General features: G+C 42.5%; 14 protein-coding genes. 13 read left to right on the forward strand and 1 reads right to left on the reverse strand.

Annotated elements, in window-relative coordinates; genetic code table 11:
- Positions 1 to 229 precede the first annotated feature (229 nt).
- Positions 230 to 895, reverse strand: a complete 666-nt coding sequence (locus NST12_RS02435; protein WP_048622608.1) for an MOSC domain-containing protein — start codon at positions 893 to 895, stop codon at positions 230 to 232.
- 361 nt (positions 896 to 1,256) lie between these two features.
- On the opposite strand from NST12_RS02435, the gene NST12_RS02440 reads away from it, so the two are divergent.
- The 13 genes from NST12_RS02440 to rnr all read left to right on the forward strand — a co-directional run bounded on the left by NST12_RS02440 (position 1,257) and on the right by rnr (position 16,057).
- Positions 1,257 to 2,804, forward strand: a complete 1,548-nt coding sequence (locus NST12_RS02440) for an S-layer homology domain-containing protein (protein WP_048622609.1) — start codon at positions 1,257 to 1,259, stop codon at positions 2,802 to 2,804.
- Between the two features lie 36 nt (positions 2,805 to 2,840).
- Positions 2,841 to 3,032, forward strand: a complete 192-nt coding sequence (locus NST12_RS02445; RefSeq protein ID WP_341100130.1) for a hypothetical protein — start codon at positions 2,841 to 2,843, stop codon at positions 3,030 to 3,032.
- A 155-nt stretch (positions 3,033 to 3,187) separates the two neighbouring features.
- Positions 3,188 to 4,522 carry an RNA polymerase factor sigma-54 gene (rpoN, locus tag NST12_RS02450; protein ID WP_445662319.1) on the forward strand — a complete coding sequence of 445 codons (1,335 nt, stop codon included), beginning with the start codon at positions 3,188 to 3,190 and terminating at the stop codon, positions 4,520 to 4,522.
- 80 nt (positions 4,523 to 4,602) lie between these two features.
- Positions 4,603 to 5,010 carry a glutaredoxin family protein gene (locus NST12_RS02455; protein ID WP_307190432.1) on the forward strand — a complete coding sequence of 136 codons (408 nt, stop codon included), beginning with the start codon at positions 4,603 to 4,605 and terminating at the stop codon, positions 5,008 to 5,010.
- A 187-nt stretch (positions 5,011 to 5,197) separates the two neighbouring features.
- Positions 5,198 to 6,223 (forward strand): sugar-binding transcriptional regulator, encoded by a 1,026-nt coding sequence (locus NST12_RS02460; RefSeq protein ID WP_341100132.1) that lies wholly within the window; start codon positions 5,198 to 5,200, stop codon positions 6,221 to 6,223.
- A gap of 59 nt (positions 6,224 to 6,282) precedes the next feature.
- Positions 6,283 to 7,290 carry a type I glyceraldehyde-3-phosphate dehydrogenase gene (gene gap / locus NST12_RS02465; RefSeq protein ID WP_003353519.1) on the forward strand — a complete coding sequence of 336 codons (1,008 nt, stop codon included), beginning with the start codon at positions 6,283 to 6,285 and terminating at the stop codon, positions 7,288 to 7,290.
- Positions 7,291 to 7,435: 145 nt separating this feature from the next.
- Positions 7,436 to 8,620 carry a phosphoglycerate kinase gene (locus NST12_RS02470; protein ID WP_341100134.1) on the forward strand — a complete coding sequence of 395 codons (1,185 nt, stop codon included), beginning with the start codon at positions 7,436 to 7,438 and terminating at the stop codon, positions 8,618 to 8,620.
- A gap of 33 nt (positions 8,621 to 8,653) precedes the next feature.
- Positions 8,654 to 9,415, forward strand: coding sequence for a triose-phosphate isomerase (gene tpiA / locus NST12_RS02475; protein WP_048622612.1), 762 nt, complete (start codon positions 8,654 to 8,656; stop codon positions 9,413 to 9,415).
- On the forward strand, positions 9,408 to 10,943 hold the full coding sequence (gene gpmI / locus NST12_RS02480) for a 2,3-bisphosphoglycerate-independent phosphoglycerate mutase (protein WP_003353514.1): 1,536 nt from the start codon (positions 9,408 to 9,410) through the stop codon (positions 10,941 to 10,943). The genes tpiA and gpmI overlap by 8 nt, the downstream gene beginning before the upstream one ends.
- 33 nt (positions 10,944 to 10,976) lie before the next feature.
- Positions 10,977 to 12,269, forward strand: a complete 1,293-nt coding sequence (gene eno / locus NST12_RS02485) for a phosphopyruvate hydratase (protein WP_003353513.1) — start codon at positions 10,977 to 10,979, stop codon at positions 12,267 to 12,269.
- A gap of 143 nt (positions 12,270 to 12,412) precedes the next feature.
- Complete coding sequence (secG, locus tag NST12_RS02490; RefSeq protein WP_003353512.1) at positions 12,413 to 12,646, forward strand: preprotein translocase subunit SecG; 234 nt, start codon at positions 12,413 to 12,415, stop codon at positions 12,644 to 12,646.
- A gap of 302 nt (positions 12,647 to 12,948) precedes the next feature.
- On the forward strand, positions 12,949 to 13,695 hold the full coding sequence (locus NST12_RS02495; protein WP_048622614.1) for an alpha/beta hydrolase: 747 nt from the start codon (positions 12,949 to 12,951) through the stop codon (positions 13,693 to 13,695).
- Positions 13,696 to 13,732: 37 nt separating this feature from the next.
- A complete protein-coding gene (rnr, locus tag NST12_RS02500; protein WP_341100138.1) occupies positions 13,733 to 16,057 on the forward strand; it encodes a ribonuclease R in 2,325 nt (774 codons plus the stop codon).
- Positions 16,058 to 16,127: the final 70 nt, after the last annotated feature.

The raw sequence follows: 16,127 nt of genomic DNA on the forward strand, positions 1-16,127 counted from the left end.
ACGTTAAGTTTACGGTGCCCCTGCGCTTAATTAAATGCGTAGGGGCACTTTTTTATGTTCGCTATTTTTCCTCTGAAAATACCACGCTATGGTAATGCGCAACCGACCTAAAATTTACCGCTATGAAACGAAGAAAATCCGTTGCTACGCTAAAGCGAAAATGGCGATAAGCGCTATATTGAAAAATCGGCGCAGAATTTTCGAAGTATACCATGAGTAGAACAACAGGCTAAACGGAAGGAATCAATTTATTTAAGCGCTCTTTTAACGATTCACGCCATGATTTGGCTAATTCTTGAACCTCTAATACTTTTTTTATCCCTTCTGCGTCTCTCTGTCTGTGGAAATAAACTTCGTTGGCAAAAAGGATGGAAACTTGTTGCGGATGGCGTTGAATCAATTCGATCTTTGAATGGTGTCTGACAGTGCCTTCTTTTAGAACCCGACAGAGATAACCGGTATAGCCCGTTTCTACCATTCTCTTAAGTAGACCTTGTATGTTCGTTCTTCTGGTTATAGTGCTGCATGGAATTCTCCCTTGCGTGATTTGTATGACCGCTTCTCCCAACTGATAAATATCCCCTATACAAACATCTTGCTCTAACATGTTGGCCACGGTAAGATTTTCTCCGAACGCAGAAGGAGGCAATGAAGTATCGAATTCTTTCTCCCACAACTGATAATGTTCATACGGATAGATACAGACGGCACGGTCGGGGCCTCCGTGGTATTTTAAGTTGGCCACTCCATCTCCGCGAAAACCTTCTTTGGTAAGAAAAGCTTCTTCTGTTTTGTTCTTGTATATCCCGGTTTTCATTTCCTTCTGATTGCCGTATTGCATCGTTTTGGGAAGTCCTATAGCAAAGTGGATGATTTCAATGTTACGATCCTTCATATGACGTATATCCCTGCTTTCTGTAGATTTTTCTTTAAAATGATCTTAACATTTGAAATATTAAAAAATCCAGAGGGTGATTTGTTTTGATGCCGGGATCCCTTTGATTCATTTTATCGTTTTTGGGCAATAGACATAAAGAGAGCTTTATTTGATAAAACCAAACCAATTCTCATAAAAAACTGAAAAGGTTATAACCATAAAGGGAGCTTGCTGAAATTTTATCAATCGATGAACTTAAACAGATAGCGGCAATGGTCCGATTGAAAAAAGGATTAAATGGAATTTATCACCATGAAAGAAAGATGATTTTGTATAATAAAAGTAATGAGATTTTTCTGGATTTAAGGAGGCATATAAATTGAAGAAAAAGAATTTTGCAGGTGCTTTGGCATTTGCGACTTTTTTAACGGGTGCTATCCCTGCTGTTGGGGCGAGTGCAGCCAATACAGACTTTCGAGATGTTCCGAAAAGTTCATACGCTTATTCGGATATTGAGAAATTAGTAGAACGTGGTGTTGTCACTGGCTATTCTGATGGCAAATTTCATCCAGATGAAAAGGTAACAAGAGGACAATTTGCCGGCATGATTGCCAGAGCTTTCAATCTGCCAAAAGGGAGCAGCCATTTTAAGGATGTTCCAAAATCGAAGGCCCTTTATGATGAAATCAGCCGTGCTGCAAGCGCGGGAATTGTAAAGGGAACAGGTGGTAAATTTAATCCTGATCTTCCTGTGACACGAGCCGATATGGCTGTCATGTTAGATCGGGCGATGAATCTGAAAGGGAACTTCAAGGAAAAGGAAAATTTGAAGTTTAAGGACAAAATTCCACCTTACGCTTTGGAATCTGTTAAACGGATGGTTCATTACGGAATCATTAAAGGAAAAACCAACGGTACCTTTGCACCAAGCGAGAAAGCTGATCGTGCTTCTTCAAGTGTTTTAGTGAGCCGAGTGCTGCAAGTCTTAGAAAAAAATGGAACGAAACCAAGTAATCCAGGAAGTCCATCAACACCGTCGCCGACGAATCCAACCGAACCGAGCAATCCGACAGATCCATCTACACCAACGAATCCAACTGAACCAAGCGATCCAACAGGTCCATCTACACCGTCGAATCCTTCGGATACAGTGCCTGATTATGTCAATATGTCATTGGCACAACTTCATGCAAAATATGGAGACTGGACATTAGTTCGGAGAATTGATGGTATGGTACCTGGAGGGGGCATTGTAGCAGACGTTGATTTGCTGAAAGATTACTACAATGAAGTACACCAATCAAAGGATGCCTATAAAAGCCTTCCTGATCCCGAAACATATGTAAAAGATAAATCAAGATCTTTACTATCTCAAGCGACGCTCATAAACGCTCATTATCCGGATTATGAAATTATTTCATTCAACGGTAAGGCTTATAAGGATTCGGAAATTTATAATGCTCCTTTCTTAGAAGATGATCCTGTAACGGTTACTATGCCATCTCAACCGACAGAACCTAATCAATATTGGATTGACTTGCATATTCCATATACTCAATTTGGCGTGTACGGTCATGATAAGGTGACGGTTGGTCAAGTTCAACCAAGCTATACAAAATCCGGTGTTTTGATGGTGGATATCAAAGGTTTGTTTGCTCAAGTTCCAACCGTTACTGTATCGAATGATGGAAAAACCGTTCAATATAACGGAACCACGATTCAACTCACACCGGGAAGCAATGAAATTCAAGTAAACGGTGAATCCAAAACATTGTCCGTTGATGTGGAAACAAAAAATGGAACCGTTTATGTTCCGGGAAGAGAGTTTGCTAAGGAATTAGGATGGTATACTCGTTCGATTCCTCGCTATAAACGATTGGATTTTTCCACTTACCCGTTGCCTCAATATGAAGGATTAACGGAATAAAATGTAATCAAAAAACTTCCGTGAAGTGAAACAAAAATGAAGGGAAAAATTTTTGGGGGTTTTGTTACATATGGCGATGTTCGTATTTTATTTTCCCGATCGATTGGAATTACATTCGGTCTGCAGGTGTTATTTAGTTTGATGATAGGACGGGGTGGGGCAAAAGGCTTTTTTGCGATTTGGGCAGCTGGATGGATAGGCTTTTTTGGTCCACCCGTTTTCCGTTGACAGGGAAGGTTGAATATTGTCGAAAAAATGGATTTTTTGAAAAAATAGTTCATTTTCGGTGGATATCTTTATAAAATAATAAATGAAAGCGCTTTTAAAACATGAATCGTGAATGATCATATATTGTAAAACAACAATAAGGAGGAGGGAGAAACATGAGTATGCAATTGAAAAGCGGGCTTTGGCTTCAGCAAACGCAGAAGCTGGCGATGACTCAAGAACTGTCGCAAGCGATTGAACTGCTTCAATACTCCTCGCAAGAGTTGGCGGAATATTTAGAAGAAAAAACGATGGAAAATCCGTTTATTCAGATAGAGACTCCGCCGATGGAATATTTCGATAGGTGGAGAAGCCGCAAGCAGACGAAAAGGATTCATGACGATAAAAATTGGATTGAACAAATTGCCGATCATTCTTATCAGCTTGCGGATTATTTGCGTTTGCAGCTGTCCGGAATTAAAGTGTCAAAAACGATTCAGAGAGTGCTCGATTTTTTGCTGCTGAACTTAGATGACAACGGCTATTTAACCATCCGTCCGGAAGAAGCGGCTGCTTTGCTGAAAACATCGGTGGACGAAGTACAAACAGCTGTTTCGATCATTCAAGAACTGGAGCCGGCCGGTGTCGGTGCATACCATCTCCAGCATTGCCTGCTTCTGCAAATGGATAGAGATACAAATGCGCCTCCGTTAGCAAAACAAATAATCCGCTTCCACTTTCATGAATTTGCAGAGAAAAAATGGAAAGGGTTATCCAAAACATTAAAAGTGGAATTGTCCGACATTCAAAAAGCCTCAGATTATATTCAAACGTTAAATCCTCGTCCTGGAGCGGCTTTTCAATCGAGCCGGTCAAATGAATATATTATCCCTGATATGTCCGTGTCGATACACGGGGAGAAAATAGAATTGAAATTTTTGGATGAGACAATGCCTAAAATTGTCTTTCAAAAAGAATACTTTCAAGAAGTCTCCAACAATCATGACCAAGAGTTGAAAATGTTTTTAAAAGAAAAATTCCAAGATTATCAATGGCTGCTGAAAAGTTTGGAGCAGCGGAGAGACACCATTCAAAAAGTTGGATTGAAAATAGTGGAAAAACAGCGGGATTTCTTTTTGAAAGGACCGCAAAATTTAACTTCCTTGACAATGAAGGAAATTGCGGAAGAACTCGGAATTCATGAATCAACCGTCAGCAGGGCTGTGAGGGGAAAGTATATGCAAACTCCTTATGGTACGTTGGAACTTCGCTATTTTTTCACTAACGCCGTACCTGCCCGAGACAACGCCGAGGCAATATCCAGCCGACGGGTGAAAGGGTTGATCGAAAACATGATAGCGCAGGAAGATAAAAAACACCCGCTTTCCGACCAAGAAATATGTGATCGACTTAAAATGGAAGGAATTATGATTTCAAGAAGAACAGTCGCTAAATATCGAGATCAACTGCATATCCCTTCGTCATCCAAAAGAAAGCGATATGAGTCATGACGATCGTCCGTCCGGATGACTGAATCGAAAAAACAAATACGGATTGGTTCGCAGCTTTAATATTGAAAAGGAAAATCATGATGTTTCAATGTATGCTTCTCGATGACAAGGGATTGTCGGAACGGAATGTCTCGCAAAACAGGTTGAACGAAAGATTGATCGATGATAAAAGCGGATTAAATGACGTTTCCACAAAAGGGAGGTTGCCTATGATGATTGGTGGAACCAATTGGGATGAAACAGGAGGAACGACCGTGAAACATATAGTGCTTTATACAAAGAAAGATTGCCCGTTATGTTTGGAAGCAAAAATGAATTTGATGCTTGTCGGCGAATTAGTACCATTGAAAATAGAAGAACGGGATATTGAAGAGAAGGATGAATGGATGGAAAAGTACGGCATGATGATACCCGTTGTCGAATACGACGGCGAAATGATCCAGTACGGACGTGTTGATTACCCCACGTTGTTGGGACGGCTTAAATAAAAAATATTTCAATATTGTTAACGAAATAGGAAGGGTTTGTAAAATCGTGTTCTTCAGCGTTGATTTCTTCCAATATCCTTGCTACAATAAAATTGCAAGCAGGGATCATTTTTTTTACAGCAGGTGGGACATAATAAGTCTATGCGGGACTAAAAATGTCCAACTGAATAAAGGAGTCAAAGCATGAATGAGTACATTTCTTGAAGTTCAAAAAAAGCTAGTACCGGACCTGCTGCAAATCATGCAAAAACGTTATGAAATTTTAAGATCCATTTGGTTGTCCGGCCCTGTAGGAAGGCGTACTTTGGCCCAAGCAGTCGGCTTGACGGAGAGGGTGCTTCGCAGCGAAGTTGAATTTTTGAAAAATCAGCATCTGATTGAGATTCGCTCCACCGGAATGGTGATTACCGACGAAGGGAAAACCATTTTGCGTGAAATTGAAGACGTGATGCGGGAAATTTCGGGAATTAACCAAATGGAGAACAGGATTAAGGAATATTTTCAAATCCAAGCTGTGTTTATTGTGCCCGGCAACAGCGATACTTCTCCTTGGGTAAAACAAGAAATGGGGCGTGCATGTGCCCGAAGTATCAAAAAACGATTATTGGGAGAAAATATCATTGCCGTAACAGGTGGAACTACGATGGCGGCTGTTGCTGAAACACTGACACCCGATTTTTCCAATAAAAAAATCATGTTTGTCCCTGCTCGCGGTGGCATTGGCGAAGATGTATCCAATCAAGCCAATTATATTTGCGCCAAAATGGCAAAGAATACGGGCCAAAAATACCGGGTTTTCTATGCACCGGACCAAGTCAGCCAACAAGTGTATGCTTCATTGATGAAGGAAAAACCGATTAAGGAAATTTTGACGTTGATATCATCCGCCAATATGGTTCTCCATGGCATCGGTGATGCTATGGTTATGGCAAAACGCAGAAATACGAGCCCGGCGGAGATGGAAAAACTCGTCAAAGCAAAGGCAGTCGCAGAAGCTTTTGGCTACTACTTTGATGAAGAAGGAAAAGTAGTACATAAAGTTTCCACTATCGGTTTGCAGCTGTCAGACTTATCAAAGGCCAAAGATGTCATTGCGGTAGCTGGCGGCGCTTCTAAAGGTAAAGCGATTTTCGCTTATTTGAAAAGCGCGCCTAAATCAACGGTGCTCATTACAGATGAAGCAGCAGCAAAAATGCTTTTAAAAGGGATTTAACCCTTTTTAAAGGATAAATTTTACCATCATCCTGAAACTATGAAGGAGGAATTTTTAAAATGGCAGTAAAAGTTGGAATTAATGGTTTTGGTCGTATTGGACGCAATGTTTTTCGTGCAGCATTAAATAACCCAAATGTGGATATTGTTGCAATCAACGATTTAACAGATGCCAATATGTTGGCGCATCTTTTAAAATATGACTCTGTTCATGGCACTCTTGATGCTGAAGTAGGCGTTGACGGAGATTCTTTAGTAGTAAACGGAAAACGCATTAAAGTTGTGGCAGAACGCGAACCTGCTAATCTTCCTTGGGGAGAACTTGGTGTAGAAGTAGTAGTAGAATCTACTGGCCGTTTCACAAAACGTGCAGATGCAGCAAAACATTTAGAAGCAGGCGCTAAAAAAGTGGTTATTTCCGCACCTGCAAAAGAAGAAGATATTACGATCGTTATGGGTGTTAACCAAGATAAATATGATCCTGCAAAACATCATGTTATTTCGAACGCTTCTTGTACAACAAACTGCTTAGCTCCATTTGCAAAAGTGTTAAATGACAAATTCGGCATTCGCCGCGGTATGATGACAACCGTTCACTCTTACACTAATGACCAACAAATTTTAGACTTGCCGCATAAAGACTATCGTCGTGCTCGTGCAGCTGCTCAATCTATCATTCCGACTACGACTGGAGCTGCAAAAGCTGTTGCGCTTGTATTGCCTGAATTAAAAGGAAAATTAAACGGTATGGCTATGCGCGTGCCTACTCCAAACGTTTCCGTTGTAGACTTAGTTGCGGAACTTGACAAAGAAGTAACAGTAGAAGAAGTAAACGCTGTATTAAAAGAAGCGGCAGAAGGCGAATTAAAAGGCATCCTTGCTTACACTGAAGAACCGCTTGTTTCCCGCGACTTTAACGGAACAACTGAATCTTCTACTATCGATGCTCTTTCCACAATGGTTATCGAAGGAAACCTTGTGAAAGTTGTTTCTTGGTATGACAACGAATTTGGTTATTCTAACCGCGTAGTTGACCTTGTGGATTACATCGCTCAAAAAGGTCTTTAATATAAACTGAAGAATATTGGAAATTGAAATCCTAACATCTATAATAAGAGTGGGATGAAAGGGGGAGCGGGGGATTCATCCCCCCTCCCCGTTTTCATGAAAAATCTTGGCTGGAAAATCTTCGAAACCAAGGAGGCCTTTTGCTATGAATAAAAAAACGATTAAAGACGTGGATGTAAAAGGAAAACGAGTTTTTTGCCGCGTTGATTTCAACGTTCCGATGAAAGACGGAAACATAACGGATGATACGAGAATTCGAGCTGCACTCCCGACGATCCAATATTTGTCCGAAAACGGGGCAAAAGTGATCCTTGCTAGCCATCTTGGACGCCCGAAAGGACAAGTGGTGGAAGAAATGCGCCTGACACCGGTGGCAAAACGCCTTTCCGAGCTTCTTCATAAAGATGTTCGTAAAACGAATGAATCTTATGGCGATGAAGTGAAAGCAGAAATCGCGAAAATGGAAGACGGCGACATTCTCCTCCTTGAAAATGTTCGTTTCCATCCCGGAGAAGAAAAAAATGATCCTGAACTGGCAAAAGCGTTTGCTGAATTAGCAGATATTTATGTGAATGACGCTTTTGGTGCTGCCCATCGCGCTCACGCTTCAACTGAAGGGATTGCGAAACATTTGCCGGCCGTGGCAGGATTTTTGATGGAAAAAGAATTAGAAGCTCTCGGCAATGCGCTTTCTAATCCGGATCGTCCATTTACGGCCATTATCGGCGGAGCAAAGGTAAAAGATAAAATCGGCGTCATCGACAACCTTTTGGATAAAGTCGACAACTTAATCATCGGCGGCGGTCTTGCTTACACGTTCGTTAAAGCAAAAGGCTATGAAGTGGGCAAGTCGTTGCTGGAAGAGGATAAAATTGAACTGGCAAAAGACTTTATGAAAAAAGCCGAAGAAAAAGGCGTTAACTTCTATATGCCGATCGATGCTGTCGTGGCAGACGACTTTTCTGAAACTGCCAATACAAAAGTAGTCAGCATTGAGGAAATTCCTTCTGATTGGGAAGCTTTAGACATTGGACCGGAAACAAGCAAAAAATATCGTGAAGTCGTTTTAAATTCCAAATTGGTGATTTGGAACGGACCAATGGGTGTATTCGAAATGGATAAGTTTGCGGAAGGAACAAAAGCTGTTGCGCAAGCTCTTGCTGATGCCGAAAATACTTTTACCATTATCGGCGGCGGTGATTCAGCGGCAGCAGTGGAAAAATTCCATTTAGCTGATAAAATGGATCACGTCTCGACAGGCGGAGGCGCCTCTCTGGAATTTATGGAAGGAAAACAACTTCCTGGCGTTGTCGCTCTTAACGATAAGTAATGGAAGTCGCAAAAGAAAGGAGAGGCAAAAACCATGCGAAAACCCATTATTGCGGGAAACTGGAAAATGAATAAAACGCTCACGGAAGCTCTTCAATTTGCCAACGAAGTAAAAGGTTCCGTACCTGGCGAAGAGAAAGTGGACAGCGTCATTTGTTCACCGGCGCTTTTTCTGGATCAATTGATTAAAACGGTCCAAGGAACACCGGTCAAAATCGGCGCTCAAAACATGCATTTCGAAGAATCCGGCGCTTTTACCGGTGAAATCAGTCCGAAAGCGTTGGAAGAATTGGGTGTACAATATGTCATTATTGGTCACTCAGAACGCCGGGAAATGTTTAATGAAACAGATGAATCGGTCAATAAAAAAGCGTTGGCAGCATTCCGTCACCATTTAATCCCGATCATTTGTGTAGGGGAAACGTTGGAACAAAGAGAAAGCGGACAAACAAAAGAATTGGTCGGCGATCAAGTCCGCAAAGCGTTGCAAGGTTTAACAGAAGAGCAAGTGAAACAAACCGTTATTGCGTATGAACCTATTTGGGCGATTGGAACGGGCAAATCTTCCACGGCAGAAGATGCCAACGAAGTTTGCGCTCACATTCGCCAAGTAGTCGCTGAACAATTTTCAAAAGAAGCGGCGGAAGCAATCCGCATCCAATACGGCGGAAGCGTAAAACCAGGAAACATTGCAGAGTTTATGAAACAACCGGACATTGACGGTGCATTAGTCGGAGGCGCAAGCCTTGATCCAAAATCTTTCTTACAATTACTGGAGGCAGGCAGTCATGAGTAAAGCACCAGTTGCATTAATCATCTTGGATGGTTTTGGTCTAAGGGATGAAGTGAAAGGAAATGCCGTAGCACAAGCAAAAAAACCGAATTTTGACCGCTACTGGAACAAATATCCGCATGCGACATTGAGAGCAAGCGGAGAAGCGGTTGGTTTGCCTGACGGGCAAATGGGAAATTCGGAAGTAGGTCATTTGAATATCGGAGCTGGTCGGATTGTCTATCAAAGCTTAACGAGAGTGAATATTGCGATTCGCGAAGGGGAATTTGACCGTAATGAAACATTCCTTGGAGCGATGAACCATGTGAAAAAACATGGAACAAGCCTTCACTTATTCGGCCTTTTATCCGACGGCGGGGTCCACAGCCATATTGACCATATGTTTGCTTTGCTGAGACTCGCTGCGAAAGAAGGCGTGAAAAAAGTATATATACATGCTTTCTTAGATGGTCGTGATGTTGGCCAAAAAACAGCGAAAAAGTATATTGAACAAACGCTCGAAAAAATCAAAGAATATGGAGTCGGCGAAATCGCAACGATTTCCGGACGCTATTATTCCATGGACCGCGATAAACGCTGGGACCGTGTGAAAAAATCGTATGATGCGATGGTTTACGGCGAAGGTCCAAAATATAAAGATCCGTTTGAATTAGTGGATGATTCCTATGCAAACGGCATTTATGACGAATTTGTCATTCCGTCTGTGATGGTGAAAGAAAACGGAGAACCGGTTGCGACGATCCAAGACAACGATGCCGTTATTTTCTACAACTTCAGACCGGATAGAGCGATTCAAATTTCCAATGCTTTCACAAACGAAGATTTCCGTGAATTCGATCGCGGTCCGAAAGCACCGAAAAATCTCTATTTCGTATGTTTAACTCACTTCAGCGAAACGGTAAAAGGATATGTGGCCTTCCAACCGACGAACTTGGATAACACGATCGGGGAAGTTCTATCGCAAAACGGTTTAAAACAACTGCGTATTGCTGAAACGGAAAAATATCCGCACGTTACTTTCTTTATGAGCGGCGGAAGAGAAGAAAAATTCCCAGGAGAAGAACGGATTTTAATCAATTCTCCAAAAGTGGCCACTTACGATCTTAAGCCGGAAATGAGCGCTTATGAAGTGGCTGATGCGCTTGTGAAAGAAATCGAGGCAGACAAATTTGATGCTATTATCCTAAACTTTGCCAACCCTGATATGGTTGGACACTCCGGTAAACTAGAGCCGACCATTAAAGCGGTGGAAGCAGTTGACGAATGTTTAGGACGCGTAGTTGACCTTATTTTAGAAAAAGGCGGCGTCGCTATTATTACGGCTGACCACGGAAATGCGGACGAAGTCGTAACGCTTGACGGCAAGCCGATGACGACCCATACAACGAATCCTGTACCGGTTATCGTGACAAAAGAAGGATTGGAATTGCGCGATGGCGGTATTTTAGGCGATTTGGCGCCAACCATGCTCGATCTTTTAGGAATAAAACAGCCTAAAGAAATGACAGGCCAATCGATTATTAAACATTAATATTTAGAAATTAAATAAAAAGGAGAGATTCAAATGCCATTCATTACAGAAGTTTATGCTCGTGAAGTATTAGATTCTCGCGGTAATCCAACAGTAGAAGTAGAAGTTTATACGGAATCTGGTGCATTTGGACGTGCGCTTGTTCCATCCGGCGCTTCCACTGGTGAATACGAAGCTGTGGAGCTGCGCGACGGTGATAAATCACGCTATTTAGGAAAAGGGGTATTGACTGCGGTTAAAAATGTAAATGAAATCATTGCCCCTGAACTGATCGGTCATGATGTAACAGATCAAGTCGGAATTGACAAACTGTTAATTGAACTGGACGGAACAGAAAATAAAGGAAAATTAGGCGCTAATGCCATCCTTGGTGTTTCCATGGCAGTCGCTCGTGCTGCAGCTGATTTTCTAGGCGTTGAACTTTATCAATATCTTGGCGGCTTCAACGCAAAACAATTGCCAGTTCCTATGATGAACATTTTAAATGGCGGTGCCCATGCGGACAACAACGTGGACATTCAAGAATTCATGATCATGCCGGTTGGTGCATCCAACTTCCGTGAAGCATTGCGCATGGGAGCGGAAATTTTCCATAATCTGAAATCCGTGTTGAAAGAAAAAGGCTACAATACAGCAGTTGGTGACGAAGGTGGTTTTGCACCAAACTTAAAATCCAATGAAGAAGCGCTGCAAACCATTATTGAAGCAATCGAAAAAGCGGGTTACAAACCAGGCGAAGAAGTGAAATTGGCAATGGACGTTGCTTCTTCTGAACTTTACAGCGATGAAGACGGAAAATACCATCTGGATGGCGAAGGCGTAGCGAAAACATCCGAAGAAATGGTAGACTGGTATGAAGAATTGATTTCTAAATACCCAATCATTTCGATCGAAGACGGCTTGGATGAAAACGACTGGGAAGGCCATAAAATGCTGACAGAACGCCTTGGCAAAAAAGTACAATTAGTAGGTGACGACTTGTTCGTTACAAACACGAAAAAATTAGCTCAAGGTATCGAAAAAGGTGTCGGCAACTCCATCTTAATTAAAGTAAACCAAATCGGTACTTTAACGGAAACATTTGATGCAATCGAAATGGCAAAACGCGCAGGATACACGGCTGTTGTTTCTCACCGCTCTGGTGAAACAGAAGACAGCACAATCGCGGATATTGCCGTGGCTACAAATGCCGGCCAAATTAAAACGGGAGCACCGTCCCGCACTGACCGCGTAGCGAAATACAACCAATTGCTTCGCATCGAAGACAAATTGGGAGATACTGCTCAATACCTTGGCTTGAAGGCATTCTATAATCTGAAACACTAATCCTTCATCCATTTTCAAAAGGCTGACTCATCACGGTTGACCCGTTCAATGAGTCAGCCTTTTTCATGATTCTTATTTGTCTTCTTCCTGACCCTTGTGGTAAAATGAAACTAATCGTTTGTTCGTTGTTATGGAGGGGAATCATGCACACATTTTTAACCATCGCACTAGTAGTCGTTTCCATCGCGCTCATCGTGGTCGTTTTACTGCAATCGGGAAAAAGCGCCGGCCTTTCCGGAGCCATTACCGGCGGGGCAGAACAGCTTTTTGGAAAGCAGAAAATGCGCGGTGTTGATTTGGTTTTGCATCGCATTACGGTTGTATTGTCCATTTTGTTTTTCGCGATTACCATTGCGATCGCTTATCTTGGATGGTAACGGCAGCGAGACGCTGTGGAAATGAACGGTTGTCTGCAGCTAACTGATCTTAAGAACGATATAACATTGCGAATTTTCCGGCCTGACCATTCGTGGTTAGGCTTTTCTCTTGAAAAGCTCATCCATTCGCTTCTCATGATGATCGCCAACATCGCCATTTTGTGGACTAGGGTGTCAACATGAGGATCATGAGAGAGAGTTTGAACTAGAGAGGACTCTTGAGAAGGCGGATTGATTAGAGGAAAAGAACTTTTTTCAGCGGCAGTAAAACATTTGGATTCATGAAGAAAGGAGAAGTCATCATGAAAATTAAATGGCCGGAGCCGTTTTTCTTTGAAGCGGGGCCGAGAGCGGTATTATTGCTGCATGGTTTTACCGGAAATTCATCGGATGTGCGTATGCTGGGGAGATTTTTGGAGAAAAAGGGGTATACCAGTCATGCCCCCCATTATAAAGGCCATGGAGTGCCTCCGGAAGAGCTGGTGAAAACAGGGCCGAGAGACTGGTGGAAGGATGTTGTAAAAGCTTATGATTTTTTGAAAAGCAAAGGCTATGAGGAAATTGCCGTTGCCGGCCTGTCGCTCGGCGGTGTATTTTCTTTGAAATTAGGTTACACTGTACCTGTGAAGGGAATCATTCCCATGTGTGCACCTATGTATATTAAAAGCGAAGAAGTTATGTACAAGGGAGTTGTGGAATACGCCCGCAACTATAAAAAATTGGAAGGAAAATCGGAGGAGCAAATTGAAAAAGAAATAGAAGCCTTTAAGGAAACTCCTATGAACACATTAAAAGAGCTTCAAAATCTTATTGCCGATGTCCGTGAAAATGTGGATAACGTATATGCCCCAACGTTTGTTGTTCAAGCAAGACATGATGAAATGATCAACACGGATTCGGCCAATATTATTTATAATGAAATCCAATCTCCGGTGAAACACATAAAATGGTATGAACAATCCACCCATGTCATTACACTTGGTAAAGAAAAAGAGCAGCTTCACGAAGATATTTATCAATTTTTAGAAAGTCTTGATTGGCAAGTATAAATTCCGTCGGGGCTTTAAGTCCTAAGGAGGGATGAAAATGGATCCAACCATTCAAGAGCATGTGGACAGGCTGTTGACCTATATGAAAGAAGACGCCTACAAGCCGCTCACTGTCCAAGAACTTGAAAAAGCATTTGAAATTGAGGATTCATCAGAGTTTAAAGATTTTGTCAAAGCGCTTGTCTACATGGAAGAGCAAGGGCTTGTCGTTCGAACAAGAAGCAACCGCTATGGAGTTCCGGAAAAAATGAATTTAATCCGTGGAAAGCTGTCCGGTCATCCGAAGGGATTCGCCTTTTTGATCCCGGAAGAACCGGGAATGGATGATATTTTTATCCCTCCCGGCGACACAAACGGAGCGGTGAACGGAGACAAAGTGCTTGTCCGTGTTTCCAATCAAAAATCAGGAACGCGCAGAGAAGGAGCCGTTGTCCGAATTTTGGAGAGAGGCGTCAAGGATCTGGTCGGTACGTACTCGGACAGCAAATATTTTGGGTTTGTAATTCCGGATGACCGCAAGTTTTCCAGTGATATTTTTATTCCGAAAACAGCCAATATGGGGGCAGTGGACGGTCATAAAGTGGTGGTCCGGATCACTTCTTATCCGGAAGGAAGAAAAAGCGCCGAAGGAGAAATTATTCAGATTATCGGCCATAAAAACGATCCGGGAGTGGATATTTTATCGGTTATTCATCAGTTTGGACTTCCGGAAGGCTTTCCGGATGAAGTATTGGCTCAGGCCAATGAAACGCCCGACACCATTGACGAATCGGAAATTCGAAACAGAAGGGACCTGCGGAACGAACTGATCGTGACGATTGATGGACCGGATGCCAAAGACTTGGATGATGCCGTCACTGTCACAAAATTGGACAATGGACACTACAAATTAGGCGTTCATATAGCGGATGTCAGCTACTACGTGAAAGAAGGCTCTCCTATTGACCGGGAAGCGTTTGAGCGGGGGACAAGCGTGTATTTGGTTGACCGAGTGATTCCGATGATCCCGCACCGGCTGTCCAACGGAATCTGTTCTTTAAATCCGAAAGTGGACCGCCTTACTCTCTCATGTGAAATGGAAATCAATGAACAAGGAGAAGTGGTCAGCCACGAAATTTTCGAAAGCGTCATCCGCACAACGGAACGAATGACTTATGAGGATGTCAATGCCATTCTCGTTGACAAAGATGAAGAATTGCGGAAACGGTATGAACCTCTTGTTCCTATGTTTGAACGAATGGCCGAATTGGCCGAAATTCTCCGTAATAAACGAATGAAGCGAGGAGCCATTGACTTTGATTTTAAAGAGTCGAAAGTGATTGTCGATGAAAACGGCAAACCGGTAGATGTCGTGCTGCGCGAACGTTCCGTGGCGGAGCGGCTGATCGAAGAATTTATGTTGGCAGCCAATGAAACAGTGGCGGAACATTTTCATTGGCTTGATGTTCCGTTTATTTACCGGATTCATGAAGATCCGAAAGAAGACAAACTGCAGCGATTCTTCGAATTTATTACGAATTTCGGTCTGGTCGTCAAAGGAACGGCCAATTCCGTTCATCCGCGGGCGTTGCAGGAAATCATTGAAGCCGTGCAAGGAAAGCCGGAAGAAATGGTCGTATCGACTGTGATGCTTCGCTCCATGCAGCAGGCAAAATATTATCCGGAAAGTCTGGGACACTTTGGTTTGTCTACCGATTTTTACACCCATTTTACTTCTCCGATACGTCGGTATCCGGATTTAATTGTTCACCGGCTTATCCGCACTTATTTAATCGAAGGGAAAATGGACGAAGCGACACGTGCAAAATGGGGAGCGCGGCTTCCGGAAATCGCTGAGCATTCTTCCGAGAGAGAAAGACGGGCAGTAGATGCCGAAAGAGCGACTGACGAAATTAAAAAAGCGGAATTTATGGAAGATAAAATCGGCCAAGAATTTGACGGCATTATTAGTTCCGTTACGAACTTTGGCATATTTGTTGAACTGCCGAATACCATTGAAGGTCTTGTCCATGTTTCGTATATGACCGATGATTATTATCACTACGATGAACGCCATTATGCGATGATCGGCGAGCGGACTGGAAATGTGTATCGGATCGGCGATGAAATCACGGTCCGCGTCATCAATGTCAATAAAGAGGAACATTCGGTCGATTTTGAAATCGTCGGCATGAAAAACGTTAAGAAGAGAAAAATGACGGAAGCGCCGAAAGTGGTGAAAGTGCGTTCCAAAAAAGGAAAACAAAAAGGTCCTCAGCTGAATTCGGAGGAAGAATGGTCAACGCGGCCGCCCAAAAAAAAGAAAAAGAAATTTTACGAGAATGTCGCAAAGTCAAAAAGCAAAAGGCGAAAACGAAAATAAAGGTGGACTGACAAGAATTTAGTCAGTGAATGAAATAGGTTTTTTGAGATAGAGAGGCCGGATCTTTCCT

Source organism: Bacillus sp. FSL W8-1127 (assembly GCF_038006725.1).
Classification (GTDB): Bacteria; Bacillota; Bacilli; order Bacillales; family DSM-4216; genus Bacillus_O; species Bacillus_O smithii.